We start from the raw sequence: 24,246 nt of genomic DNA, 5'->3' as shown, positions 1-24,246 counted from the left end.
AACCCTGTCATGAGCCGCACAAGACCCCCCACGCCCGTTCGCCTGACCGCCGCCCTCGGCGCAGCCGCGCTGACCGTCACGGCACTCGCCCTCACCGTGCCGTCCGCCGAGGCGATCCCCACCTCCGCCACCACCCTGGTCGTCAACGCCAACCAGACCCTGCGCCCGGTCACCCACGTCGCTACCGGCAGCCTCTACGGCCTCGCCGACGGGACGACCCCCGCCGACAGCGTGGTCCAGGCGCTCAAGCCGAACACCTTCGTACAGATGGCCCCGGGCGGCAGCCAGCTGCCCAACGGGGAGCCGAAGCCCGCCGGCGACGCGCTCGTCGTAGCGCCCAAGGCGGCCCGCGCCGGCGCCAAGGTGGTCGTCCGCATGCCGGACTGGTACCCGAATTTCCCCTACAAGTGGGTGAGCTGGGCCGACTGGCTGTCCGCCGTCGACAAGCAGGTCGCCTCGGTGCAGTCCTCCGGCGCCACCAACATCAGCGCCTACGAGCTCTGGAACGAGCCCGACTGGACCTGGGACACCACCAACGCGGGCGTCTTCGACGCCGGTTGGGCGCGGACGTACAAGGAGGTCCGCGCGAAGGACGCCACGACCCCGATCCAGGGCCCGAGTTACTCGGCGTGGAACCAGTCCTGGTTCAGCACGTTCCTCACCGACGCCAAGGCGAGCGGCACCGTCCCCGACGTGATCGCCTGGCATGAGCTGAACGGCAGCAAGGACATCGCCGCGCACGTGTCCGCGTACCGGTCCCTGGAGTCGAGCCTCGGCATCAGCCCACGCCCGATCGCCATCGAGGAGTACGGCACGCCCGACGAGATGGGCAACTCCGGGGCACTGATCGGTTACGCCGCCAAGTTCGAGCGGGCCGGTGTCCGGGACGCGGAACTCGCCTTCTGGAACCACTACGGCACCCTCGGCGACTCTCTTACCGACACCGGCGGCTCGCCGAACGGCTCGTACTGGACGTACAAGTGGTACGGCGACATGTCGGGCAACATGCTCGTCACCACGCCTCCCGCACAGACCGGCATCGACGGCATAGCCGCCCGCAACAGCGCGGGCAACCAGATCAGCGTCGTCGCCGGCGGCTGCACCGGCTCCTGCGCGGTGACCGTCAACGGCCTCTCCGCCCTGTCGGCCTTCGGCAGCACGGTCCACGTGAAGGTGGAGTACAGCCCGGGCACCGGCCGCACCACGGCATCCCCCGGCCCGATCACCATCTCGGATGCCGACTACGCGGTGTCCGGCGGCTCCATCACCGTGCCGGTGACGATGAACGCCACCGACGGCTACCACGTGGTCGTCACCCCCAGCGGCACCAACACCTCACTCGCCGGGCGCTACCAGATCACCAACAAGAACAGCGGCCTCGCTCTGGACACCCTGAACGCGGGCACCGCCCAGGGCACCTCGGTCGTCCAGGCCACGTCCACCACCGGCACCGACCAGAACTGGACGCTGGCCGCGGCCGGCTCGGGCCTCTACAAGATCGTCAACCAGAAGAGCGGCCTGCTGCTCGGCATCACCAACGCGGGCACCAGTGACGGCGGCACCGCCCTGATCTGGGGCGACAACGGAACCGCCGACCACCTCTGGCAGCTCATCCCGGCCCGCGACGGCTTCTACAAGATCGCCAATTACAACAGCGGGCGCCTGCTCGGTGTGGACCAGATGAGTACCTCCCCCGGCGCCCAGGTTCTCCAGTGGACCGACAACGGCACCGCCGACCACCTCTGGAAACTCACCGCGCGCTGACCCACGGACGTCTGTGCCCCCGGCCGACATCGGCCGGGGGCACAGGCCTGTGGGCCCGGAGCTCCGTGACCACGTACCTGCGGTCGGGGTGGTGCGCCCAGGGCGGCGAATCCGCCGGCCCCGACCACGGCGAGGGGGACTTCACTTGGACGCTTCGCCCGAAATCCGCCCAGCCAGTTCCCAAAACGGCCCAAGGCCTGGGTCGCGACACTGCTGCGGACCCTCTGCGGCCAGCCGCTCTCCTGGAGGCGCAAAATTCACTATTGCCGGCCATGGGCATCTCCGTGCTGCCCTCGCACGAGATCTTCCGGCTGCACTGTGACTGGGCCTTGCTCGACGAGCACCGTATGCGCGTCCGGGAGAGAAGTGGGTGCGGGGCTCTTGGGTGCCGTTCACGGAGACGGGTACGAGCGCGTCGTACGAGGTTCCGCTGACGGTTCACACGCGCGGTACCTACTAGGTACCATCTGATGTATGCCATCCCTGAACGTGCCGTTCACCGAGGAAGAGCTCGAAGGCGTCCGTGCGGCCGCGGCCGCCGAGGGCAAGAGCCTCAAGCAGTACCTGCACGACCTCGGTGTCCGCGAGATGCAGCGCAAGCAGTTCATCACGGGCGCGAGCGCCTGGGCCGACCGGCTGCGCGACGAGTTCGACGACGCATTCCCCGACGAAATCCCCCCGGCCGAGCGCCCCGGCGGGGCCGCTGCCGCCTGATGCACCTGCCCATCGACGTCTCCTGGCTCCTCGACGTCCAGGAGACCGCCCTCGGCTCCGAGGACATGTCCGTCGCCGACTACTCCGCCCTGGTTGCCGCCGTGGCCCGGCACAAGACCAAACTCCCCACCCTTCAGGCAGCCGACCCGGACGCCGCCTGGCGTGCGGCCGCGCTCATGCACACCATCGTGCGCCTCGAGCCGCTCCCGCACCGCAACAGCCTCTACGCCGCGTTCGTCGCGGCCCAGTACATGGATCAGTCCGGCGAGGGTATCGACCCGCCCTACGGCGCCCTGTCCGACCTCGTCCGGAAGATCCGCGACACAAGCCTGCGGGTCCCCGAAGTCGCCGAGCGGATCCGCTCCTGGAAGATCTGAGAGGTCGACCGGCCGGGCGGGGTCGTTGCGCGGGGCGAGCTGTGGACAGCCGGTGGACTTCCGCCGCAGTGGGGGAAACGAGGCGGAACTCGTCTGAAATCCCCGATCTGGATGTGCGGCCGCGTTGCGGACCGGTCCACGACCTGGGACGCCAGGTGCCGGACGACCTAGGTGCGCCGCGGCGCGCCCGATGCGGCCATTGCAACGGCGACGTCTTCGCCGTCGGTTTGACGGGCGGCGCGCGAACTCGACGTCTTGGTCCAGCGCGTCGCCCCACCAGCGCAGTCCCACCGGGCCGCCCTTGCCGACGAGACCTCGACGCCGTGACCGCCGGGCTCACTTTCGACTGGAGCTCCGGCAGCATCGAGGGCGCCGTCAATCGCATCAAGAAGATCAAGCGGCAGCTCAATGGGCGTGCCGGATTCGAACTCCTTCGCAAGATGATCCTGCTCCAGTGACCCTCCGCGATCGCGACCTCAGATGTTGCGCCAGAGACGCCTTCTGACCCACCCGTCAGAAGCGCGGCCCTACATTGGGATGCGAGACCAAGATACAGGCCGCGATCTGCAGTTGCACTTTCCATTCCGCTTCGTCGAGGCGAAGCGTGTACTCGATGCAGCACGCGCATGGCGGGAGTAGCGCCACGAATGCATGCTCCTCAGCGGTCTTGACCTCTATCTCCGCCCACTCGTCCGATGCCAACTCGGCGAGATCCACCTCCCCGGCGGTGAATCGCGTGGCCAGCCTGCGCAGCGCGTATCGCCGGGCCAGGTGGTGTTCGGGCGGAGTGATCCCCAATTCTTCGAGAGCCTGCTCAAATGTGTCGCGAATATCCCGGGGGTCCGCGTGACGCGGCAGGCCGGCGAGCTCGCACAGGGTCGGCGTGTCCATTCCCATGGCGAGTGCCTGAGCAGGGTCATCGGTAGGTCTTCCGGACGCACCTGATCCGCCTGATACAGCCACGCTGCCTCCACCAGGGGCGGATATACGCTGCGAACAGGGCTGTCGGGTTCGGATGTGTCGGCTATCGCTGCCATGGTCCATACGATGCCAGCACGGCTCGCGAGAGCGCCTGGAAGTTTGGGCTGTCCCGGCAAACCGCCCTGCGGCCGACCACCTCATGCTGTTGCCCTGGTGACACTCCGCCACCTCTCCCCAAGATCTGTGCCAGAACCCGGTTCTCCGCGACAAAGCCAACAGCGGGACGCAGTGATCAGCGGCACTCCCACCACGCTCGGCACCGGCGACGTCGCGATCAAGGTGACCGATAGCACGGGCGCGACCGCCGCGGTCACCTTCAGCTGCCAGATCGCCTACGTCTACGCCAACGCTTCCAGGTGGACATCCCCGACAACGGGGCCGCCGTGACGTCCCCTGTGACCATCACAGGCGGCGACGGCAACGCCTCAGCGACCACCACGGTCTCCGTCAACGTCGTCCACCCCGACGCGGAGACCCGACCGTCGACCTCGTCGGGCCCCGTCTACTCCCTACTCAACCGCTCAACGGCACATGGAAGCTGCGCCTACAGGATCGGCTCCACCGACGTCTGATACATCGCCCGCTGGCAGCTGACACCCTGACCGGCGCCACCGCCGCCCGGGCTTCACGGGATCCCGGCGGCGGGGTCGGCACACCAGCACGTGCGAGGCGGCGTCGAACAGTTCTCACGCGTTTGTCAGGGCGCCGACCGGGTCATCCGTCAGCCGAGGGGGCTGTCTGGAGAAACTGGCCGCAGACCTCGATGAGGGCCCGACCGCCCACGGCTGGGTGGAGGAACAGGTGTGGACCGCGGCGAGGGCGGTCACGCTGATCGGCAGGAAGTTCCACATTGCCTACAGCGTCTCCGGCGCCACGAGGCTGATGCAGGGTGCGCCCTCGCCGGCTGACGGTGTTCCTGCTGCCCGCCTATTCGCCCGACCTCAACCCCGTCGAGTGGGTATGGGCACACGTCAAGCACAGTCTGGCCAACCTCGCCGTGGTCGCGCTCGACCGGCTAGAGACGCTCGTGCGCAACCGGTTCAAACGCCTGCAGTACCGGCCCGACACCTTCGACGGCTTCGTAGCCGGCACCGGCCCGACACCTTCGACGGCTTCGTAGCCGGCACCGGCCTGACTCTCGACGAACCAGCAACACCTTGACGAGCCGAAGTACTGAACGTTCGTTGTTCGCCATGTCATGCCCGATCTACCGGCCGACCCCTCTGAGTCGCAGGTCTCGGTGGAGGAACCACGCCGTAGCTGCGACGACTACCCCGCAGACCGTGGGCACGAGCAACCACGGGGTGCCCGTCCACACGGCGGACAGACCCACGACGGCGCAGGTCGCCCCCATGACGATGAGCAGCCATTTGCCGTACGGGCGCCAGGTGAAGAGTCCGGGGTCGCGCGGTCTGGCCAAATGCATCGCGCCGAACATCAGCGCCCACGCTGCCAGCAGGCCCGCGAACGTGCCGACGGCGACTATCATCTGCGGCTCGTCGCGGGGCGCGTTGCTGGAATTCTGCCGGACGTCCCTCTCGGCAACCACCACGACCACGCCGCGCCACACGGTGCCAGTGACCCGGTCCCCCCGCTGAAGCCCGCTCAGCACCGGCTCCGTGTCGCCGAACGGCACGACCATCCGCGGGAAGGGCTCAGGGCCGAGCAAGGTCGCCGTTGTCCTCTTGGCGCCAAGCGAGGTGTCTTCAACGGTGAAGGTGATTTTCCGCAGGCAGTCCTCCGCCCTCGGTGTCACGCTGCGGGCGAGGCACGCCTCGGCCGCCTTGTACTCCCGGTACTGGGTGCGATCGCTGGGCAGCCAGCTGGTGAAGACGAAATGGCAGGTCAGTACGGCGGCCACGGACACAACGATCAGTGCCGCACCGACCAGTAGGTTCCGGCCGACCCTCGGCTGAGGCGGCGGCTGTCCGTCCGCCTCCCATGCGGTGCCACTTCTCATCGTGGTCATCGCTCGTCTCCCGCCCGTTCCCCACCGAGGCCATCAGTCTTCTCCAGCCGCGATCGAGCAGGCAAGGGGATCGACCGGCAGTCGGAGGTCACTGGTCCTTGCCGTATCCGGGCAACGTGATCCTTGGACTCTCTAGGGCTGGGCACACGTCAAACGCAGCCTGGCCAACCTCGTCGTCGTCCTGGACCGGCTGGAGGCCCTCGTGCGCAACCGACTCAAGCGGCTTCAGTACCGGCTCGACACCCTTGACGGCTTCATAGCCCGCACCGGCCTGATCCTCGATAATCCAGCCTCACCCTGACAGGCCGAAGTCAAGTAACCAGCCGGTGACAAACTCAGACGGACAACTGACAATTGACAAACACCGTCAGAGCCATCCTTGCGAAAACCATTGGTGCCCCGGCTTGCGACGCTGATGGACTGGCGTCCTACCGTGAGTCTGCCGCGTGACGGAGGTAGTGGTTGTGACAGGCTATGACGTGCTTGCCGAGGTGTACGAATGGCTCATCTCGGATGCAAAGTTACCTCCAGCTGAGTTTGCTGCGTCATTCGACGACGTCCTCAATCTCCTGCCGTCGAACGCTCACGTCATCGACTGTTCGTGCGGAACCGGACAGTTGGCGGTTGGCCTCGCCGGTCGTGGCATGCAGGTTGTCGCAACTGACGCCAGCGAGGCGATGGTTCGTCGGACTGCAGAGTTGTCCGAGGAGTTCGGGGCATCCGTCCGGACCGTACGGGCGAACTGGGAAGAGTTGCCCGACCATTTCCAGGACAACACGTTCGACATGGTTTTCTGCGTTGGCAACTCGCTTCACCATGCCGCGGGCGCGACAGGCAGGGGTGCTGCTCTGGAGTCGATGTCGCGGCTTCTGCGCCCCGGCGGGCGCTTGGTACTCACATCCCGCACTTGGGAACTCGTGAGGGCCAGAGGTTCCCGGCTGGAGATCAGTGACCGACTCGTCCGCCGGAACGGTCGCGATGCCGTCGTGGTCTACCGCTGGGAGATTGCGCCGCATTGGGAGGAGGAGCACCACATCGAGATTGCGATCGCGCAAGTTGATGCGACCGGGTTGGTTCTTGTCCGCTCGGAACTGCTGTCCTGCTGGCCCTACCGGTACGAGGAACTCGAAGTCGAGCTGCACCGGGTCGGACTCCAAACGGAACTGAGCACGTTCGATCTTGAGGCCGAGAACTACATGGTGGTCGCGAGCAAGGTATAAACACCGGACTCTCGGTCCCTGGCCGGACCGCGCGGTTGCTCGCAGGACTCTTGCGCCCTCTCATCGGTGCGGGTTCAAGTGGTCAACGCAACGCCTCGGACGAGGAGTGCTCGTCGATCAGACGGCGGTAGATCCGGGGTGACGGTGTGGCGCTGTTTCCTGGTCGCGTCCAGATCAATGAGCAGGATTCTCGTCGATCAGCAGCGTGAACGGGTCCAGCTTCGCGGCCGCGCCGAAGCGGTTGTCGTGCGTGGCTGCGGCCAAGCCGAGGTCAGGGCCTTGTTGACCGTGCTCCCGGTGCCGCCGTACTTGCACTGCAACGCCCGGTTCGACATGCCATCGCGGGAGTCGCGCCCAGCGCGGCGTACAACTCGACCTTCGACTGGCCAGGCGGCATCGGGGATGCTTCTTTACTGAGAACATCCAGCTTGACACCGCAACCCCGATGGTGACGTCAGAATTCGCGAACGCCTTTCTGGGCCATCACCTGGTGCCGTCAGCTTTCACGAACAACTGACGTCACCACCAACTACCGACAGAACCATCCGCGTCTCGGAGTCGACCACGGACTGCTTGATCACCCTCACGGCGGCCGGGTCCCCGCCGGGCGGCTCGCCCAGGTACACCTGGCCCATCCCGCCCTGTCCGAGCCAGCCGAGCAGTTCGTATCCGCTCAGCCCGGGTGACGCGCGAACCTTGATTCAGGCCGCGGTGAAGGTGCGACGGCTCCGCAGAGGGGGCCGCCTCGCATCACTCTTCGTCGGCTCCGGCGGACTGCCGACGGGCCGGTCCCCCTCTCGCCCTTGGTCCCCGGTAGCTGCCCGTGGACCGGGTCATCGGCCGGCGTCAGTCTCCAGCCGTTCGACGAGGGCGAGTGCGGCTTCGGTGTCACCGTCGGTGAGTTCTTTTGCCCGGCTTACCGCGGCCACCCGGCGGCGGGAACGCAGCAGGGACAGGACGGCCTCCTCGGAGGCAGCGGCGGCTGCCGGGGCGTGGCGGCGGCGTAGGGCGCCGCGGACGGCGGCGTAGGCGCAGAGCAGGAGTACAGCGAAGGCGATGGAACAGATCAGCTTCAGCAAGGGGCCCTCAGTCGGATGAGCGGTACTCGCGGCAGGACCAGGGGGCGGGCCGGTGGTCCGCCCCCTGGTATCGGTCAGTTCAGGGGTGCGCGGTGGTTATCTCTTGATTTTGCTGTGCACCCAACTCTCGACGTACGGCAGGGCCTTCAGAACCCATTTGCCGACCGTCTTGCCGGCGATTTCTCGACCCATACCGCGACCTTGGGGCCGTACTTCTCCAAGGAGGGGGAGAGCGGTGACACCAGCGGTCCCCGCGTTGCGAAAGATGCCGCGCTTCGGCTGGCGGTTGCGCTGCTTCTGGTCCTGTTGCTCGGTGGGTGGTCGTCATCGTGGTGGCAGTGCTGGGGTGGTCTCGTGATTGCAGCGCAGTACTTGCATGGGCCCTGGCCGGGAGCGACGACGAAGCCCTCCCGGGGAGAGGGGGGCGCCGTGGTGGTGCGCGACAAGGTCAGTACAGCTTGTTCACCGCTGTGACGGTCGTGGCCTTGAAGTCGGCCACCTGGGCGTTTTGGAAGGTGCCCATCTGGCCCCACCGGACGACTGTCACGGTGGCGCCGTCGCGGCCGACCGAGAAGAGGCCGATGTCGGAGGAGCCCGGGCGGAGGCTGTGTGGATGCCGTAGACGTCGGCGCCCTCCTCGACGTTCAGCCGGCCGTAGTACTTCTGCGTCGCCGTGATGTCCGGGTCCTGCTGCATGAGCTTCTTCGCGCAGCCGTCCAGGTCCTTGCGCAGCAGCGCCGCGAAGTCCTTCGCCCACTGTTCGCTGCGCCCTTCGACCGTGAGCTGCTGGGCGTTCGTGTCGTACTCCGTCCCGTACTCGCGGTGCCAGGTGGTGGACGGCAGCGCGTCGCCCACGCACATCGGCAGCGGGTCGGGCTGGCCGGCGGTGACCGCTCCGGCGTACCACGGCGAGGACGGGTGGGGCGGCAGGTCGGCCGGCTCCAGGAACCGGGGTGTGTCGGAGGCCGGCGTGGCGGCGGCGGCCGGGACGACGGCTGCGGCGACACCGGCCGCGACCGCCAGCGCGGCCGGCAGCAGCCCCCATACCAGGGCAATCCCCACGAGAAACGTTCGTGCCCAGGTGCCGCCAACAACTCGTCGAGGTCGAAATCCAGGAGCCATTCGGTCACGTGCCAGGCAGGATGCCCCCTGTGAACCCTGTCCTGTGCGGGCTCGCTGCCAATGCGGCCCTGCCGTCCGCGCTGGTCGACCGGCTGACCGCGGTCGCGGACGTCGGCATCGCCGCAGACCTCGCTTATCGGGCGGACCTCAGTCATGCGCAGGCGCTTGAGCTGGCCGCACGCGTTGAGGAGAGCGCTGTGTGGTTGGCGCACGTGGGGCGGCTGCGACACCCACCCTCCCACCGGCAAGCCCCTCGGCCTGACCGGCCTGGTGCGCAAGTACCAGCCGGACGCCGTCACCACCCTGCGCTCCGGCTGGATGGGCGACGACTGGCGGTGAACCTCCGCTCGGCGTGCGCTGCGAGGCCGAGGAGCGGCAGGAATGGCGGACTACCGGCTGGCCCAGCCGATCACTCTGGGTTATGCCGAATTCTCTTTCCGGGGCGGTGCTGTGGAGGCGCGTACCACGAGTTCTGTGGCGAGTTCGATGTGGTGGGACTCGACCTTTTCGCCGTTGGCCAGGCGCAGGGCGGTGCGCAGGGCGGCACCGCCCATCTTCCGTAGCGGCTGGCGCACGGTGGTCAGTGGTGGAGAGGCCATCTGAGCCAGGCTTGTGTCGTCGAAGCCGACCACGCTGAGGTCTTCGGGGATGCGCAGGCCCCGGGCGCGGGCGGTCTCGATGGCACCGAGGGCGATCTCGTCGTTGCCTGCGAAGATCGCCGTTGGTGGCTCTTTCAGGTCCAGCAGTGCCATGGCACCGCGCAAGCCGGTTTCGTACGTGAATTCTCCGGGCCGGACGTAGGCGTCGAGTACCGGTGCTCCAGCCGCTTCCATGGCTGCGCGGTAGCCATGCATGCGTGCTTGGTTGCATACGGCCATCGGGGGTCCGCCGAGATACGCGACGCGGCGGTGGCCGAGGGAAAGCAGGTGCTGGGTCGCGGTGAGACCGCCGGCGAAATTGGTGGCCCCGACGCTGTTGACCCGGCTGTCCGGCAGGTGCAGTGGGTCCAGCACGACCAGCGGTAGCTCGGCCCGGGCCAGTTCGTTCAGGTGCGTTGCGGTGTACACGCTGGTGATCGCGATAACGGCGCGGCGCCCCGCTGAGACCAGGTCCCGGGCCCAGTGTGGGGCATGCGATGCCTTGCTGATCACCACCGAGGCCCCCAACTCGGCGGCTGAGTCGATGATGCCTTCCAGCGTCTCGGCCACGTACGACTTGAGGCCGCCCTGGAACTGCACCTCGATGGCCGGGCTTTCGGCGGATTCTGTGTGCCGGAACACGGGCGCGAGGTAGTGGTGCTGATGCAGGAGTTCCTGTACCCGGGCGCGGGTCTGCGGCGCCACGTCACCGCGGTCGTTGACCACTTTGGATACGGTCGCGACGGAGACCCCAGCCGCTTGGGCGACGTCCGCCAAAGTGGTGCGTCTGGTGTTCCGTGGCATCAGTGCCTCCCCGTTGTACGTCCACCTGTGTGAGGAGCCGCCGGACGGTCAACCGTACGGCAACCCGGTACCGAGCCCGTCGGGGGAGGTGCTGATGAGTCCCGCGCCCTGGACGCGTCCGACGATCCGGGGGTGATCGGGTTGAGTGAAGGCAGACCGATGGGCATGCGCGCCACGTCCGGTCTTCTCGGCGTCGCATGACGTGTACCGACGGTGCGTCCATCCGCAATCATCGAAACTGCCTCTGCTCTCATCCTGACCACGTCGAAAACCTTTCGGTCCTCTGGCGAGTCCGTGAGGACCGTTTTGATCCGACAGTACCCAGATGAGGACTGCGCAACAACGCCTGTGCAGATGCCTTGACAGGGCGTCAGTTCGAAAACTAATTTGCAGAACAGAGCTTGAGGAAGACCATTTCGAAAACCTTTCGATGTGACTCACGAGAAGCCGAAGGCTCTCGAGTGCGGAGAAAAGACATGGCGCTCTCCCGACGTACCCTCCTCGGCCTGGCCGCCGGCGTGCCGGTCTCCGCGGCGCTGGCGGCCTGCGGCTCGTCCGGTCCCGGCAAGGGCGGCGGTGCCACGTACTGGTACCTCAACGGCCAGCCACAGGAAGGTGTCAGGGCCGGCGCGGTGGCCGCGTTCAACAAGGCCCATCCCGATGAGCAGATCAAGGACACCACCTTCCAGAACGACGCGTACAAGACGAAGATCAAGACCGCCATCGGTGCCGGGCGGGCGCCCAGCATCATCTGGGGCTGGGGCGGCGGGACGCTGCGCACCTACGTGGAAGCGGGCCAGGTCGAGGACCTGACCTCGTGGTTCGCCGAGCACTCGGACGTCAAGAACAGGCTGTTCCCGTCCTCGTTCGGTGCGGCGACCGTCAACGGCAAGATCTACGCAATGCCGTGCGAGGCCGTGCAGCCGATCATCCTCTACTACAACAAGAAGGTCTTCGAGCAGGTCGGCGCGAAACCGCCGACATCCTGGGACGACATCATGGCGCTGGTGCCCAAGTTCAACGCGAAGGGCATAGCGCCGTTCTCCCTCGGCGGCCAGTCCCGGTGGACGAACATGATGTGGCTGGAGTTCCTGTTCGACCGCATCGGCGGCCCCGAGGTGTTCCAGGCCATCATCGAAGGGGAGAAGAACGCCTGGTCCAACCCGGACGCCATCACCGCACTGACCAAGGTGCAGGAGTTGGTCAAGGCCCACGGGTTCGTCAAGGGATTCTCCTCGATCACCGCGGACTCCAACGCCGACCAGGCGCTGCTGTACACCGGCAGGGCGGCGATGATGCTGCACGGCGCCTGGTCGTACGGCATTCAGAAGGCCGATGGTGGGGACTTCGTCTCCAGCGGCGCCCTGGGCTACATGACCTTCCCGCCCGTTGAAGGCGGCAAGGGCGATCCGAGCGACACCGTCGGCAACCCCGCGCAGTACCTGTCCATCTCCTCGAAGGCCAGTGCCGAGCAGAAGAAGATCGCCAAGGACTTCTTCGCCACCGGCGTCCTCCAGGACGCGGAGGTGAAGCAGTGGATCGACACCGGCTCGGTTCCGATCCGGCTGGGCACGGAGAAGCTGCTGGCCGCGTCCAAGAGCGCCGACTTCCTGCAGTTCACCTACGACATCGCCAGCAAGGCCAAGGTATTCGGCCAGTCCTGGGATCAAGCGCTCAGTCCGACGGCCGCCGAGACCCTGCTGGACAACATCGTCAAGCTGTTCCAACTGTCCATCTCGCCCCAGCAGTTCGCCAGCAACCTCAACGCGGTCACCGGCAAATGAGTGCACTCACCGCCCGTCCGACGCGTCGCGAACCGCGCAGCATCCTGCCGTGGCTGGCCGCGCCGGCGCTGCTGGTCTTCGTCGGCTTCGCCGTGATCCCGCTCGTCGGTGTCTTCGCGCTGAGCTTCACCACGTGGGACGGGATCGGCGCCATCCGCGCGTCGGGGCTGACCAGTTGGCGCGCGGTGCTCACCAACCCCGGGCTGCCGAAAGCCCTTTGGGTGACGTTCCTGGTGATGGCCGCGTCCTGGGCCGTCCAGACGCCGCTGAGTATCCTGCTCGGCACGTTCCTGGCGGGCCGCCAGCGCTATCGGGCGGTGCTGGGCGTGGTCTACTTCATCCCGCTGATGCTCAGCTCCGCGGCGATCGCGATCGCGTACAAAGCCCTGCTGGATCCCAACTTCGGGCTCGGCGCCGGGCTGAAGATCCAGGTGCTCAGCCAGGACTGGCTGGGGCGGCCCGGGCTCGCGTTCGGGGTCGTCGTCTTCGTCGTCTCCTGGCAGTTCATCCCGTTCCACTCACTGATCTATCAGGGCGGTGTCCAGCAGATCCCGAAGTCCCTGTACGAGGCCGCGCAGTTGGACGGAGCAGGACGGATCCGGCAGTTCTTCAGCATCACGCTGCCTCAGCTGAAGTACACCATCATCACGTCGTCCACGCTGATGGTGGTCGGGTCGCTGACCTTCTTCGACCTCATCTTCATCCTGACCGAGGGCGGCCCCGGCGACGCCACCCGGGTCCTCGCACTGGACATGTACAAGCGGGGATTCCAGGCCAGCCTGATGGGACCGGCCAGCGCCATCGCGGTCATCCTGGTCCTGGTGGGCCTGGCCCTCGCCCTGCTGCTGCGCCGGCTCGGGGGCCGGGACGCCGGCGCGAGCCAACTCGAGGGGGTCTGAGGTGACCACCACGCTGACCGAGCCGCGGCGACCGCAGAACGCCACCCACGGCGAGCGGCAACGCAGCTTCCGTCGCGCGGCCGGCCGACGCAACTGGGCCGGCGGCCTGGCCGGATGGCTCTGGCTCGCCGTCGTCGCCGTACCCCTGTACTGGACCCTCATCACCAGCCTCAAGGTGCAGAGCCGCTACTACGCGAGCAACCCGCTGGTGCCTTCGGCCGACCCGACACTGGACAACTACCGGCTGGTCATCGAGTCCGACTTCCTTCGCTACTTCGTGAACAGCGTCCTGGCCACCGCCGGCGCCGTGGTGCCGGCGGTCGTGTTCTCCTTCATGGCCGCCTACGCGATCGTTCGCGGCTGGCGCATGCGTATCCTGCGCGCGATGAACGGGCTGTTCCTGATGGGCCTGGCCATCCCGCTGCAGGCGACGGTGATCCCTGTCTATCTGATCATCATCAAACTGCACCTGTACGACAGTCTGCTGGCGCTGATCCTGCCGTCGATCGCCTTCGCCATCCCGCTGTCCGTGCTGGTGCTCACCAACTTCATCCGCGACGTGCCCAAAGAACTGTTCGACTCGATGCGGGTCGACGGCGCCACCGAATGGACGACCCTGTGGCGGCTGGCGGCGCCACTCACCCGACCGGCGATCCTCACCGTGACCATCTTCAACGCTCTGACCATCTGGAACGGATTCCTGCTGCCACTGATCCTCACTCAGAGCCCTGAGCGCCGGACTCTGCCGCTCGCACTGTGGACCTTCCAGGGCCAGTACGGAGTCAATGTGCCTGCCGTTCTCGCCGCCGTCGTCCTCACCACACTGCCCGTCCTGGTCCTGTACGCGTTCGGCCGCCGCCAGCTGCTGAGCGGTCTGACCGCCGGATTCAGCCGTTGATCGACGCCGACTTCGACGCCGGAAGCGACGCTGTCGGCCTGTGGCTCGGGCGGCATGACATGCATACCTGTTCGCCTGTCACGCCCTGACCCAGGATCTGACGGGCGTCGGAGGAAAGTGAACGCCAACGTGGCCGTAGAGAACACCCGCGTCATCCCCCTCTGGAACGACCCCACCCTTCCCGTCACCGCGAGAGTGGATGCTCTGATCGACGCGATGACCCTGCAGGAGAAGACCGCCCAGCTGTACGGAGTGTGGGTGGGCGCCTCCGATCAGGGAGGTGAGGTAGCCCCGCATCAGCACGACATGGAGGAAGCCGTCGATCTCGACGCACTGCTGCCCACCGGGCTCGGTCAGCTGACCCGGCCCTTCGGCACCGTCCCCGTCGACCCCGCCCTGGGCGCGCTCTCCCTGGCCCGTACCCAGACCCGTGTCGCCGCCACGAACCGGTTCGGGATCCCCGCTCTCGCGCATGACGAATGCCTGGCAGGCTTTGCCGCCTGGGGAGCGACGGCCTACCCCGTTCCGCTGTCCTGGGGCGCCACCTTCGACCCGGACATGGTGCGGCGCTTGGCCGCCGCCATCGGCCGGGACATGCGCGCTCTCGGCGTCCACCAGGGGCTCGCGCCCGTCCTGGACGTCGTGCGCGACGCGCGCTGGGGCCGCGTCGAGGAGACCATCGGCGAGGACCCGTACCTCGTCGGCACCATCGGAACGGCATATGTGCAGGGCCTTCAATCCGCCGGGATCGTCGCCACCCTGAAGCACTTCGTCGGCTACTCGGCCTCCCGCGCCGGTCGTAACCTCGCCCCCTCGTCCGTGGGCCCGCGAGAGCGCGCCGACGTTCTGCTGCCTCCCTTCGAGATGGCGATCCGTGAAGGTGGTGCCCGGTCGGTGATGAACGCCTACACCGACACCGACGGCATGCCCTCCGCAGCCGACGAGGACCTGCTCACCCGCCTCCTGCGCGACACGTGGGGTTTCGACGGCACGGTCGTCGCCGACTACTTCGCCATCGCCTTCCTGAAAACCCTTCACGGCATCGCAGCCGACTGGACCGACGCTGCAGGCACGGCGCTGCACGCGGGCATCGACGTCGAACTGCCCAACGTCAAGACCTACGGCGCACCCCTGGCGGTGGCCGTCGCAGACGGCCGCGTACCGGAAGCGCTGGTCGATCGTGCCCTGCGCCGGGTCCTCACCCAGAAGGCGATGCTCGGCCTGCTCGACCCTGACTGGAACCCCGTTCCGGCCGCGCTCGACGGGGCCGACCTGGACGATCCGGCCGCCCTGCGTGGGCGGATCGCCTTGGACGGTCCGGCAAACCGCGCGCTGGCCCGGTCGGTCGCCGAGGAAGCGGTCGTGCTGCTGAGCAACGACGGCGTCCTTCCGCTGGACAGGCCGCGCCGCATCGCGCTGATCGGTCCCAACGCCGACGAGCCCACCGCAGTACTGGGCTGTTATTCCTTCCCTCAGCACATCGGCGTCCGCCACCCCGAAACCCCTCTCGGCATCGAGTTGCCCACGCTGCGCGACACGCTGTCCGCCGAGTTCCCCGACTCTGAACTCACGGTGGCCCGCGGCAGCGGAATCGACGACGGAGATCTCACCGGCATCCGCGAGGCCGCCCAGACGGCACGCGAGGCCGACGTCGCCGTGGTGGTGCTCGGCGACCGCGCCGGGCTCTTCGGGCGAGGCACCAGCGGCGAGGGATGCGACGTCGGCACACTGGCGCTGCCCGGCGCGCAGCAGCACCTGCTCGACACCCTGCTGGACCAGCAGACACCCGTGGTCACCGTGCTGCTCGCGGGACGGCCATACGCCCTCGGCCGCGCCGCGGAGGAGTCCGCTGCCATCGTGCAGTCCTTCTTCCCGGGCGAGGAGGGCACGCACGCGATCGCCGGGGTGCTCAGCGGTCGCACCAATCCCTCCGGACGTCTCCCGGTCAGCGTGCCGCGCAGGCCGGGCTCCCAGCCGGCGACCTACCTCGGGGCGCGTCTCGCGCACGCCAGCGAAGTGTCCAACATCGACCCGACCCCAGCGTTCGCCTTCGGCCACGGCCTGTCCTACACACGGTTCGACTGGACAGACCTGAGCCTGGACGTCCAGGAGGCGTTGACGGACGGCGAATTCACTCTCTCCTTCACGCTCCGCAACTCAGGCGCGCGGGCCGGAACCGAGGTCGTTCAGCTCTACCTGCACGACCCGGTCGCCTCCGTCGTCCAGCCGGTGCAGCGCCTCGTCGGCTACACCCGGGTCGAACTGGAGCGGGGCGAGGCCCGGCGTGTCCGTGTCACGGTCCCGGCCGACCTCGCCTCCTTCACCGGACGCGATGGTCGGCGAGTCGTCGAACCGGGTGAGCTGGAGGTGCGGTTGGCCGCATCGAGCGCGGATCCGCTCCTGACGGCCAGGATCACGTTGACCGGAGCCGAGCGCCATGTGGATCACACGCGGCGCTTGCACGCCACGTTCCGGCAGGAGCCGGTTGCCCAGTCTTGACTTCTTCCCCCGGCTAAGGGCGGGGGATTCCAGCGGTCGCCCGCTGGGGTTCCTGCTTCACCGACGACTGCCCCGTCCGGGAGGACTCCCGTTGAGGTCTTACACCGTCTCCACAGGCAGACGCCGCCAGCCCGGCGGCCAGGATGTTACACGCCGCGTTGATGTCGCGGTCATGCACCGCACCGCAGACGCACGCCCATTCGCGGACGTTCAGCGGCATCTTCGCCGCGACCGTCCCGCAGTTCCCGCACAGCTTGCTGCTGGGGAAGAAGCGGTCGATCACGACGAGCTCGCGCCCGTACCAGGCGCACTTGTACTCCAGCATGGAGCGCAGATCCGCCCAGGCCGCATCACTGAGGGCGCGTGCGATCCTGCCGTTCTTCAGCAGGTTGCGGACACTCAGGTCCTCGATCACGACCGTTTGATTCTCGCGGACGAGACGAGTCGACAGCTTGTGCAGGACGTCGCGGCGCCGGTCGGCGATCCGCGCATGCACGCGAGCCACCCTGCGGCGGGCTTTCTCCCGGTTCGCCGAGCCCTTGGCCTTGCGCGACAGCTCACGCTGCGCGCGTGCCAGGCGGGCACGGTCCCGCTTCTCATGCTTCGGGTTGGTGACCTTTTCCCCGGTGGACAGGGTCACCAGGGAGGTGATCCCGGCGTCCAGGCCGATCGCCGCCGTGGTGGCGGGGGCCGGGGCGATGGTGTCCTCGCACCGCACGGACACGAACCAGCGTCCCGCCGCGTCACGGGACACCGTCACCGTGGTCGGCTCCGTCCCCTCGGGCAGGGGGCGCGACCAGTGGATGTCCAAGGGCTGCGTCATCTTCGCCAAAGTCAGCTGTCCGTCGCGCCAGGTGAAGGCGCTGCGGGTGTACTCGGCCGACGCGCGGGACTTCTTGCGGGACTTGTAGCGCGGGTACTTCGCACGCTTGGCGAAGAAGTTCCCGAACGCCGTCTGCAGATGGCGCAGCGCCTGCTGCAGCGGAACCGAGGACACCTCCGTCAGGAAAGCCAGCTCCTCGGTCTTCTTCCACTGCGTCAGCGCGGCGGAGGACTGCACATAGGAGATGCCGTGTTGCTCGCCGTACCAGGCCCGGGTGCGCTCCTCCAGCGCCTTGTTGTAGACGAGGCGGACGCAGCCGAACGTGCGCGACAGCTCAGCCGCCTGCACGCCGGTGGGGTAAAAGCGGTACTTGAACGCCCGCTTGACCTGCCGCTTCACGTCTCACACTCTATCAACTTCCGTGCGGGCAGCGGGTGTCGGCCGGTGGACGGCGCACGCCGGTCCGCCCTGGCGGCGAACCGACTTCCCCTGCCCTGCTCCGCAGAAGCTTCGCTTCTCCCCCGCAAGCGGGAGGTACCCCCACCCCGGCCTGAAGGCCGGGGTATCCACGAAGGAGAACACCGATGAGCCGGGAGTGCGCAGCGCATGTCTGCGGCGGCGCTGCTCACACGGGACCGCGGGGCAAGGCGAGTGGTCGTCTCACAGCACGCCGCGCTGGGCGAGGCTGCGCATCAGAGCTCGTACTCCGAACGTCCAGGGCGTGGCCTGCTCGCTGGTGGTGACGGTGTTGACCAGGGCACCGAGCCGCGGGCTGGAGATCCGCACGGTGTCACCGTACTCGTGGGTGAAGCCGGCGCCGGGTGCCTGTCGGTCCTCGGTAGGAGCGAACAGCGTTCCGGTGAACAGCACGAAGCCGTCCGGGTATTGGTGGTGCGGACCGTGCGTTGCGGCCACCAGGTCCAGTACGTCGCGGCTGATCTCGCGCATGGAGCTGCTGCCGTGCAGTACGTAGCCGTCCGTGCCGTCGACCCGCAGATCGATGTCGAGCCCGCGGACGGTGTCGAGGTCGAAGTCGTCGTCGAGCAGGCGGACGAACGGGCCGATCGCGCATGAGGCGTTGTTGTCCTTCGCTCGGGACAGCAGGAGGGCGCTGCGTCCCTCGATGTCGCGGAGGTTGACGTCGTTGCCGAGCGTCGCGCCTCGTATCCGGCCGCGCGAGTCCACGACGAGGACGACCTCGGGCTCGGGGTTGTTCCACACCGAGTCGCCGAGTACTCCGATGTCGGTACCGGTGCCGACCGCGGACAGGACCGGTGCCTTGGTGAACACCTCCGGGTCCGGCCCGATGCCGACCTCCAGGTACTGCGACCACAGTCCTTCGGAGACGAGCAGTTCCTTGGTCTTGTCCGCCTCGGGCGATCCGGGACGGATGCCGTCCAGCGCGCTGCCCACCACCTGCTTCACGCGGGCCCGGACCCGTGCGGCCTGCGCCGGATCGCCGCCCGTGCGCTCCTCGATGACGCGTTCCACCAGACTCCGGGCGAAGGTGACACCCGCGGCCTTGATCACCTGAAGGTCGATGGGAGCGAGCAGATGCGGAACGTCACGGCGACCGTTCGGCGCCTTGAGCAGGTCGTCCAGGTACCAGGCGTGTCCGCCGTCGGCCTCGCGGACGACCGTCGCCGCGTCGTCGCGTTCCATCAGGTCGGAGACGGTGGGCGCGATGGCCGTGAGGTCGACGACCTGATCGCCGCGGACGGCGGCCACACACGGTCCGTCCCATTGCGGGTGGTGGACGCGTGCGACGAGTGCGGCTCGGGCGGCGTCCTGCGGCAGGACGGAGCCGGCGGTGAGGACCGGACGAGGGCGCGCTGCTGCCGATTCCACGATCGATGTTCTCCCGGATTGGAGGGGTGCGGTCGCCTGGCGCGGGCTCAGTGGGAGTCGCGGGGGACCTCGTGTCCGCGGCTTCCGCGCAGGAAACCGAAGTCGGCCCCCTGGTCGGCCTGTTGCACGTTCTGGGTGTAGAGCCAGGCATAGCCGCTGCTGTGCCGTTCGGCGGGAGCCCGCCATGCCTTGCGGCGCCGGGTGAGCTCGGCGTCGTCCACGTCCAGGCGCAAGGTGCGGTTGGGGACGTCGAGGACGACGGGGTCTCCGTCGCGCACCAGGGCGAGAGGGCCGCCGACGGCGGCCTCGGGCGCCACGTGCAGCACCACGGTGCCGTACCCGGTGCCGCTCATCCGGCCGTCGCAGACGCGCACCATGTCCTTGATACCGGCCTTAAGCAGCTTGGCGGGCAGCGGGACGTTGGAGACCTCGGGCATGCCGGGGTAGCCCTTGGGGCCGGCGTTGCGGATGACGATGACGGTGTTCTCGTCGATGTCGAGTTCCGGGTCGTCGGCCACCTCGTGGTAGGCCTCGGGGGAGTCGAAGACACGGGCGGGGCCGCGATGGGTGAGCAGCTGCGGCGACGCGGCTGACTGCTTGATCACGGCGCCGTCGGGGCACAGGTTGCCGTGGAGGACGGCGGTACCCGTGCCGGCCGGCTGGAAGGGGGCGTCGAGGCTTGTGATGACGTCGGAGTCGTAGCACTCGGCGTTCTCGGTGTTCTCGGCGATACTGCGTCCGGTGACCGTGATCTGGTCGCCGTGCAGCAACTTGCCGCGGAGCAGTTCGGCCACGACGGCGGGCAGCCCGCCCGCGTAGCAGAAGTCCTCCATGAGGTACTTGCCGCTGGGCATCAGGTTCACCAGGGTCGGCACCGCGTGGATGAGGTCGTCGAAGTCCTGCAGGCTCAATTCGACGCCGACGCGTCCGGCGATGGCGGTGAGATGGATGATCGCGTTCGTGGAGCCGCCGATGGCCGCGTTGACCCGGATGGCGTTCTCGAACGCCTCCCGCGTCATGATCTGCGAGGGACGCAGCTCTTCCTCCACCATCCGCACGATGCGCTGACCCGCCGCCTGGGCGGTCTCCATCCGCCGAGAGTCGACCGCGGGCCAGGCCGCCGAGCCCGGCAACTGCATACCGAGCGCCTCGGCCATGCAGGCCATCGTCGAGGCGGTCCCCATCGTCATGCAGTGGCCGTTGGACCGGGCCATGCATCCTTCCGCGAAGAAGCACTCCTCCTCGCTCATCCGGCCGGTCTTCAAGTCTTCCTCGAACTTCCACACGTGGGTGCCCGAGCCCACGTCCTGGCCCCGGTACTTGCCGTTGAGCATCGGCCCGCCGGTGACCATGACCGCGGGAAGATCGACGCTGGCGGCCCCCATGAGCATGGCGGGGGTCGTCTTGTCGCAGCCGGACAGCAGCACGACACCGTCGAGCGGATTGGCCCGGATCAGCTCCTCGACCTCCATGGCCATGAGGTTGCGGTACAGCATGGCGGTGGGGCGCATCAAGGTCTCGCCGGTGGCCATGGTGGGGAACTGGAGCGGCAGGCCGCCCGACTGCCACACGCCACGCTTGACGGCTTCGGCCACGCGCGTCAGATGGGCGTTGCACGGGGCGAGTTCGGAGGCGCTGGTCGCGATGCCGATGACGGGACGCCCGTCGAACACCTCGTGCCCGAACCCCTGGTTGCGCATCCAGGAGCGGTACACCATCCCGCTGCGCCCCTGCGCGCCGAACCATGCCTGGCTGCGTCGGCTCTTGTTCTGACCGTCGGTCATGTGGGCACTCCCGTGGCTCTGGCGTCGTGCGCTTCGCGATGGGGCCTTGTCGGGCGAGGGCCCGCAGGCCGTACCCTGGAACTCAATCATTAAATGATTCGATGAATGGCGTCCAGGGGGCGAGCAGAGATCGTGGTGCACTTCCGGACCCTGCACCAGCGCGTGGTCGACGAACTCGGGCGGCGCGTCGTAGGTGGGGCGTGGAAGCCGGGGGAGCCGTTGCCGGTGGAGGACGCGCTCGCGGCCGAGATCGGCGTCAGCCGCGGTGTGTTGCGGGAAGCGGTCAAGGCGCTGGTGGCCAAGGGGATGCTGCGGGTACGCCCACGCACCGGCACGCGCGTGCTGGCTCCGGAGGACTGGAACCACCTGGACCGTGACGTGCTTCGCTGGAAACAGGCCGGGGACGCCACGGCTCTGCTGCGTGACACGGGTGAACTGCGCCGGATCGTCGAGCCCGAGGCGGCCCGGCTCGCCGCCCAACGGGCCGGTCCCGACGACATACGAGCCCTGTACGAGTCCCTGGCCGCCATGGAGGCCGCGGCGGCGGAACCCGGCCGCAGCGGCTACATCGAGGCAGACATCGCCTTCCACCGGGCCTTGCTCGACGCCAGCGGCAACCGGCTCCTCGGCTCACTGGGCCGCGCCGTCGACATCGCGCTGGAGCACAGCTTCCTCGTCAGCACCCAGACTCCCGGCGCCGTAGCAGCCTCTCTGCCGGGTCACCGCGCCGTCGCGGAAGCCGTCGCGGCCCGCGATCCTGCTGCTGCGGCGGCCGCAGTGCTGGCGATCATCGAAGCCGCCGAAGACGAGATCACCCGGTCACCTGGACTGCCGGGCGATGACGTATGACCTCTCGGCCGACGCCCCGAGATCTTCGCCCGGCCCACCGGGCCCACGTTCACCCGAGCCGGAAACCGGGACCGCCGGTGACCGGCGAACACCCGTCCCGGTGCCGCCCTGCACACGGACGCGGTCACCTTCAGCTGCGACCGAGGTCTCTTCGACACGGTCGGGTACGGGTCTGCCCGGACTCGGGGTTGTAACTGTGCCGGACCGTCATCCCGGCGCGCAGGTACAGGTTCAACGCGCCAGTGTCTGAGTGCGTCGCGAGGGTGCAGGCCCGCCGACCGTGCTGGTGGAAGGAGGCGTGGAATGCGTTCTGGATTGACGTGCAACCTCTCCTTGAAGGGAGAGGATTCTGGCCTTCCGGTCCGGTGCTGCACCGCTACGCGGCGCGGGCTCCGGCATGGATTCCTTGGCTTCCTGCTTCTTGGCGCCCTGCCATGGCCTTCGGCCATGGTCTTCCGTTCGCTCCACAGGCCTTCGCCACCCGTCCGGCGGCGTCCTTCACATTGACTGCGGCGTTGATGTCCCGGTCCAGATGTGCGCCGCAGGCCGGGCAGTCCCACTCCCGGATGTTCAAGGGCTTGGGGCCATCGACATGACCGCAGTGTGAGCAACGGCGGGTGGTGGGTTCGAACCGGCCGACCTTGACGAAGGCTCGCCCGTACCGCTCGCTCTTGTACTGGATCATGTTGACGAACTGGGACCAGCCCGCGTCGTGCACGCTCTTGGCCAGTCGTCCGCGGGCCATTCCACTGACCGCGAGGTCCTCCACGGCGACCGCTTGGTTTTCGCGGACGATGCGGGTGGACAGGGTGTGGTGGAATTCGCGGCGCGCGTCGGTGACCTTGGCGTGCAGGCGGGCGACCTTCAGCCGGGCCTTGGCCCGGTTCTTCGACCCCTTCTGTTTCCGGGACAGCTCCCGCTGTGCCCGCTTCAACTTCTTCTCGGCCCGGCGAAGGTACTTCGGGGCGGAGATCTTCGTGCCGTCGGACAGGATCGCGAAGTGCTTCAGGCCCAGGTCGATGCCGACGGCGGGCAGGCCCGCGGCATCGGGGGCACCTTCCAGGTCGGCGGCCGGGTCGGTGTCGATGACGAAGCTGGCGAAGTACCGGCCGGCCGCATCTTTGATCACGGTGACGCTGGAGGGTGTGGAGGGCAGGGTACGGGACCAGCGCACCGGCACCTCTCCCACCCCGGGCAGCGCGAGGCGCCCCTTGCCGGTGATCTTCCAGCGGGCGTTCTTCGTGAACCGGATCGACTGCCGGTTGTCCTTACGGGACTTGAAGACCGGCGGCCGGACCTTGGGGCCTTTGCGTTCACCCTTCAGGCTCGCGAAGAACGCGTTGTACGCGGCGGCCAGGTCCCGCAGGGACTGCTGGAGCACCACCGCGGAGACCTCGCCCTGCCAGGACCGCTCCGGGGTCCGCTTCGCCTTCGTGATCAGAGCGGCCGACAACTCCGTCATCGACTGCGGCTTGCCTCCCGCCGCACGGGCGGCCTCACGGGCGGCGATCCCGTCGTTTTACACCACCCGCGCACACCCGAACGCACGGGCCAGCGCGGTGCGCTGACCCGGCGTCGGGGTAAGACGGAAGGAGTACCTGAGCTGCATGACGGCCACCCTACAAACTTGGGTCAGTGTCCGGCTCCGCCGGACAGGAATCCGCGACGATCCGCGTCGCCACCATCAGATTCGCTTCACCACCGGCCTGAAGGCCGAGGCACTGTGAGTGATTCCCGGTAGCAGGGGGCCGATACCCCGGTTGCGGTGGTCGTGTCGCACCGCGACGTCCTCGACTATCGGCTGGTGTGCGGGGTCCCAGGCACGTGCGGGGACGGTTGTTGGGCTTCGTCGCGATGGCGTGAAGGTCGTCCTGGCTGAACGTCGACAGGTTTGTGCCTTTGGGCAGGTACTGCTGGAGCAGCTTGTTGGTGTTCTCCTTGGTGCCGTCGAGGTCCGACGCCGGGCGACGGGTCTCGGCGTCGCCGGTCGTGGGGGAGGGGTTTGCGGTGGTGGAGGCCGAACTCCTGGATGCTGCGTTCCCACCTGCGTAGGCGGCGAACAGGGCGATGCGCTCACCGGTGGGCTCGGCGCCCTCACCGGTGGCGCCTCCCGCTTGATCCTCTGATCTTTTTCGGCCACTCCTGATCCATATCGCACCGGTGGCGAAAGGGGAGGAAACGGGCTTGGGTGGCC

General features: G+C 67.9%; 18 protein-coding genes and 7 pseudogenes. 15 read left to right on the top strand and 10 right to left on the bottom strand.

Going from position 1 to position 24,246, the window contains the following annotated elements; translation table 11 throughout:
* Positions 1-9 precede the first annotated feature (9 nt).
* From ACIBJB_RS32515 to ACIBJB_RS32500, 4 genes are all read left to right on the top strand, one after another.
* Positions 10-1,764, top strand: coding sequence for an RICIN domain-containing protein (locus tag ACIBJB_RS32515; RefSeq protein WP_398935876.1), 1,755 nt, complete (start codon positions 10-12; stop codon positions 1,762-1,764).
* Between the two features lie 474 nt (positions 1,765-2,238).
* A complete protein-coding gene (locus ACIBJB_RS32510) occupies positions 2,239-2,478 on the top strand; it encodes a hypothetical protein (protein WP_280860177.1) in 240 nt (79 codons plus the stop codon).
* On the top strand, positions 2,478-2,855 hold the full coding sequence (locus ACIBJB_RS32505) for a toxin Doc (protein ID WP_398935875.1): 378 nt from the start codon (positions 2,478-2,480) through the stop codon (positions 2,853-2,855). The genes ACIBJB_RS32510 and ACIBJB_RS32505 overlap by 1 nt, the downstream gene beginning before the upstream one ends.
* 323 nt (positions 2,856-3,178) lie before the next feature.
* On the top strand, positions 3,179-3,313 hold the full coding sequence (locus tag ACIBJB_RS32500; RefSeq protein WP_398935873.1) for a hypothetical protein: 135 nt from the start codon (positions 3,179-3,181) through the stop codon (positions 3,311-3,313).
* A gap of 55 nt (positions 3,314-3,368) precedes the next feature.
* Here ACIBJB_RS32500 and ACIBJB_RS32495 read toward each other — a convergent pair whose 3' ends face one another.
* On the bottom strand, positions 3,369-3,752 hold the full coding sequence (locus ACIBJB_RS32495) for a hypothetical protein (protein WP_398935871.1): 384 nt from the start codon (positions 3,750-3,752) through the stop codon (positions 3,369-3,371).
* Positions 3,753-4,064: 312 nt separating this feature from the next.
* Between ACIBJB_RS32495 and ACIBJB_RS32490 the strand changes: the two are divergent.
* From ACIBJB_RS32490 to ACIBJB_RS32480, 3 pseudogenes are all read left to right on the top strand, one after another.
* Positions 4,065-4,438: pseudogene (locus ACIBJB_RS32490) on the top strand (M4 family peptidase); the annotation flags it as partial.
* A gap of 187 nt (positions 4,439-4,625) precedes the next feature.
* Positions 4,626-4,712 (top strand): annotated as a pseudogene (locus ACIBJB_RS32485) (winged helix-turn-helix domain-containing protein); the annotation flags it as partial.
* A 28-nt stretch (positions 4,713-4,740) separates the two neighbouring features.
* Positions 4,741-4,956: pseudogene (locus ACIBJB_RS32480) on the top strand (transposase); the annotation flags it as partial.
* A gap of 87 nt (positions 4,957-5,043) precedes the next feature.
* Here ACIBJB_RS32480 and ACIBJB_RS32475 read toward each other — a convergent pair.
* The gene (locus tag ACIBJB_RS32475; RefSeq protein WP_398935869.1) at positions 5,044-5,697 is read right to left on the bottom strand and encodes a hypothetical protein; all 654 of its coding nucleotides are present in this window, start codon (positions 5,695-5,697) and stop codon (positions 5,044-5,046) included.
* A gap of 247 nt (positions 5,698-5,944) precedes the next feature.
* Here ACIBJB_RS32475 and ACIBJB_RS32470 point away from each other — a divergent pair.
* Both ACIBJB_RS32470 and ACIBJB_RS32465 read left to right on the top strand, forming a co-directional pair.
* Positions 5,945-6,106: pseudogene (locus ACIBJB_RS32470) on the top strand (IS630 family transposase); the annotation flags it as partial.
* Positions 6,107-6,269: 163 nt separating this feature from the next.
* On the top strand, positions 6,270-7,025 hold the full coding sequence (locus ACIBJB_RS32465) for a class I SAM-dependent methyltransferase (RefSeq protein WP_398935867.1): 756 nt from the start codon (positions 6,270-6,272) through the stop codon (positions 7,023-7,025).
* A gap of 833 nt (positions 7,026-7,858) precedes the next feature.
* On the opposite strand, the gene ACIBJB_RS32460 is transcribed toward ACIBJB_RS32465, so the two are convergent.
* Both ACIBJB_RS32460 and ACIBJB_RS32455 read right to left on the bottom strand, forming a co-directional pair.
* Positions 7,859-8,104, bottom strand: a complete 246-nt coding sequence (locus ACIBJB_RS32460; protein WP_398935865.1) for a hypothetical protein — start codon at positions 8,102-8,104, stop codon at positions 7,859-7,861.
* Between the two features lie 448 nt (positions 8,105-8,552).
* A pseudogene (locus ACIBJB_RS32455) lies at positions 8,553-9,226 on the bottom strand (hypothetical protein).
* Between the two features lie 153 nt (positions 9,227-9,379).
* On the opposite strand from ACIBJB_RS32455, the gene ACIBJB_RS32450 reads away from it, so the two are divergent.
* Positions 9,380-9,565 (top strand): hypothetical protein, encoded by a 186-nt coding sequence (locus ACIBJB_RS32450; RefSeq protein WP_398935864.1) that lies wholly within the window; start codon positions 9,380-9,382, stop codon positions 9,563-9,565.
* 80 nt (positions 9,566-9,645) lie between these two features.
* Here the strand turns inward: ACIBJB_RS32450 and ACIBJB_RS32445 are convergent, their stop codons facing one another.
* A complete protein-coding gene (locus ACIBJB_RS32445; RefSeq protein WP_398935862.1) occupies positions 9,646-10,668 on the bottom strand; it encodes a LacI family DNA-binding transcriptional regulator in 1,023 nt (340 codons plus the stop codon).
* A 476-nt stretch (positions 10,669-11,144) separates the two neighbouring features.
* Here ACIBJB_RS32445 and ACIBJB_RS32440 point away from each other — a divergent pair, with 476 nt between their 5' ends.
* The 4 genes from ACIBJB_RS32440 to ACIBJB_RS32425 all read left to right on the top strand — a co-directional run bounded on the left by ACIBJB_RS32440 (position 11,145) and on the right by ACIBJB_RS32425 (position 16,748).
* The gene (locus ACIBJB_RS32440; RefSeq protein WP_398935860.1) at positions 11,145-12,452 is read left to right on the top strand and encodes an extracellular solute-binding protein; all 1,308 of its coding nucleotides are present in this window, start codon (positions 11,145-11,147) and stop codon (positions 12,450-12,452) included.
* Positions 12,449-13,351: a carbohydrate ABC transporter permease gene (locus ACIBJB_RS32435; RefSeq protein ID WP_398935858.1), complete on the top strand. Its 903-nt coding sequence runs from the start codon at positions 12,449-12,451 to the stop codon at positions 13,349-13,351. The genes ACIBJB_RS32440 and ACIBJB_RS32435 overlap by 4 nt, the downstream gene beginning before the upstream one ends.
* Position 13,352: 1 nt before the next feature.
* Positions 13,353-14,249, top strand: coding sequence for a carbohydrate ABC transporter permease (locus ACIBJB_RS32430; RefSeq protein WP_398935856.1), 897 nt, complete (start codon positions 13,353-13,355; stop codon positions 14,247-14,249).
* A gap of 117 nt (positions 14,250-14,366) precedes the next feature.
* A complete protein-coding gene (locus tag ACIBJB_RS32425) occupies positions 14,367-16,748 on the top strand; it encodes a glycoside hydrolase family 3 N-terminal domain-containing protein (RefSeq protein ID WP_398935854.1) in 2,382 nt (793 codons plus the stop codon).
* Positions 16,749-16,761: 13 nt separating this feature from the next.
* Here the strand turns inward: ACIBJB_RS32425 and ACIBJB_RS32420 are convergent, their stop codons facing one another.
* The 3 genes from ACIBJB_RS32420 to ACIBJB_RS32410 form a co-directional block, all read right to left on the bottom strand.
* Entirely contained in the window at positions 16,762-17,970 is a 1,209-nt protein-coding gene (locus tag ACIBJB_RS32420) for an RNA-guided endonuclease InsQ/TnpB family protein (protein ID WP_398935852.1), read from the bottom strand.
* 261 nt (positions 17,971-18,231) lie between these two features.
* Entirely contained in the window at positions 18,232-19,419 is a 1,188-nt protein-coding gene (locus ACIBJB_RS32415) for a fumarylacetoacetate hydrolase family protein (RefSeq protein WP_398935850.1), read from the bottom strand.
* Positions 19,420-19,466: 47 nt separating this feature from the next.
* On the bottom strand, positions 19,467-21,203 hold the full coding sequence (locus ACIBJB_RS32410; protein ID WP_398935848.1) for an IlvD/Edd family dehydratase: 1,737 nt from the start codon (positions 21,201-21,203) through the stop codon (positions 19,467-19,469).
* 105 nt (positions 21,204-21,308) lie between these two features.
* Between ACIBJB_RS32410 and ACIBJB_RS32405 the strand changes: the two genes are divergently transcribed.
* Entirely contained in the window at positions 21,309-22,052 is a 744-nt protein-coding gene (locus ACIBJB_RS32405) for a FadR/GntR family transcriptional regulator (RefSeq protein WP_398935846.1), read from the top strand.
* 376 nt (positions 22,053-22,428) lie between these two features.
* Here the strand turns inward: ACIBJB_RS32405 and ACIBJB_RS32400 are convergent.
* Together ACIBJB_RS32400 and ACIBJB_RS32395 are read right to left on the bottom strand one after the other, a co-directional pair.
* Positions 22,429-23,661 (bottom strand): annotated as a pseudogene (locus tag ACIBJB_RS32400) (RNA-guided endonuclease InsQ/TnpB family protein).
* 193 nt (positions 23,662-23,854) lie between these two features.
* Positions 23,855-23,998: pseudogene (locus tag ACIBJB_RS32395) on the bottom strand (IS30 family transposase); the annotation flags it as partial.
* Between the last annotated feature and the right edge of the window lie 248 nt (positions 23,999-24,246).

Origin of the sequence: Streptomyces sp. NPDC050759, assembly GCF_044456945.1 — a bacterium.
In the GTDB taxonomy this organism is placed as follows: domain Bacteria; phylum Actinomycetota; class Actinomycetes; order Streptomycetales; family Streptomycetaceae; genus Streptomyces.
This window is presented reverse-complemented; position numbering and strand designations above follow the sequence as displayed.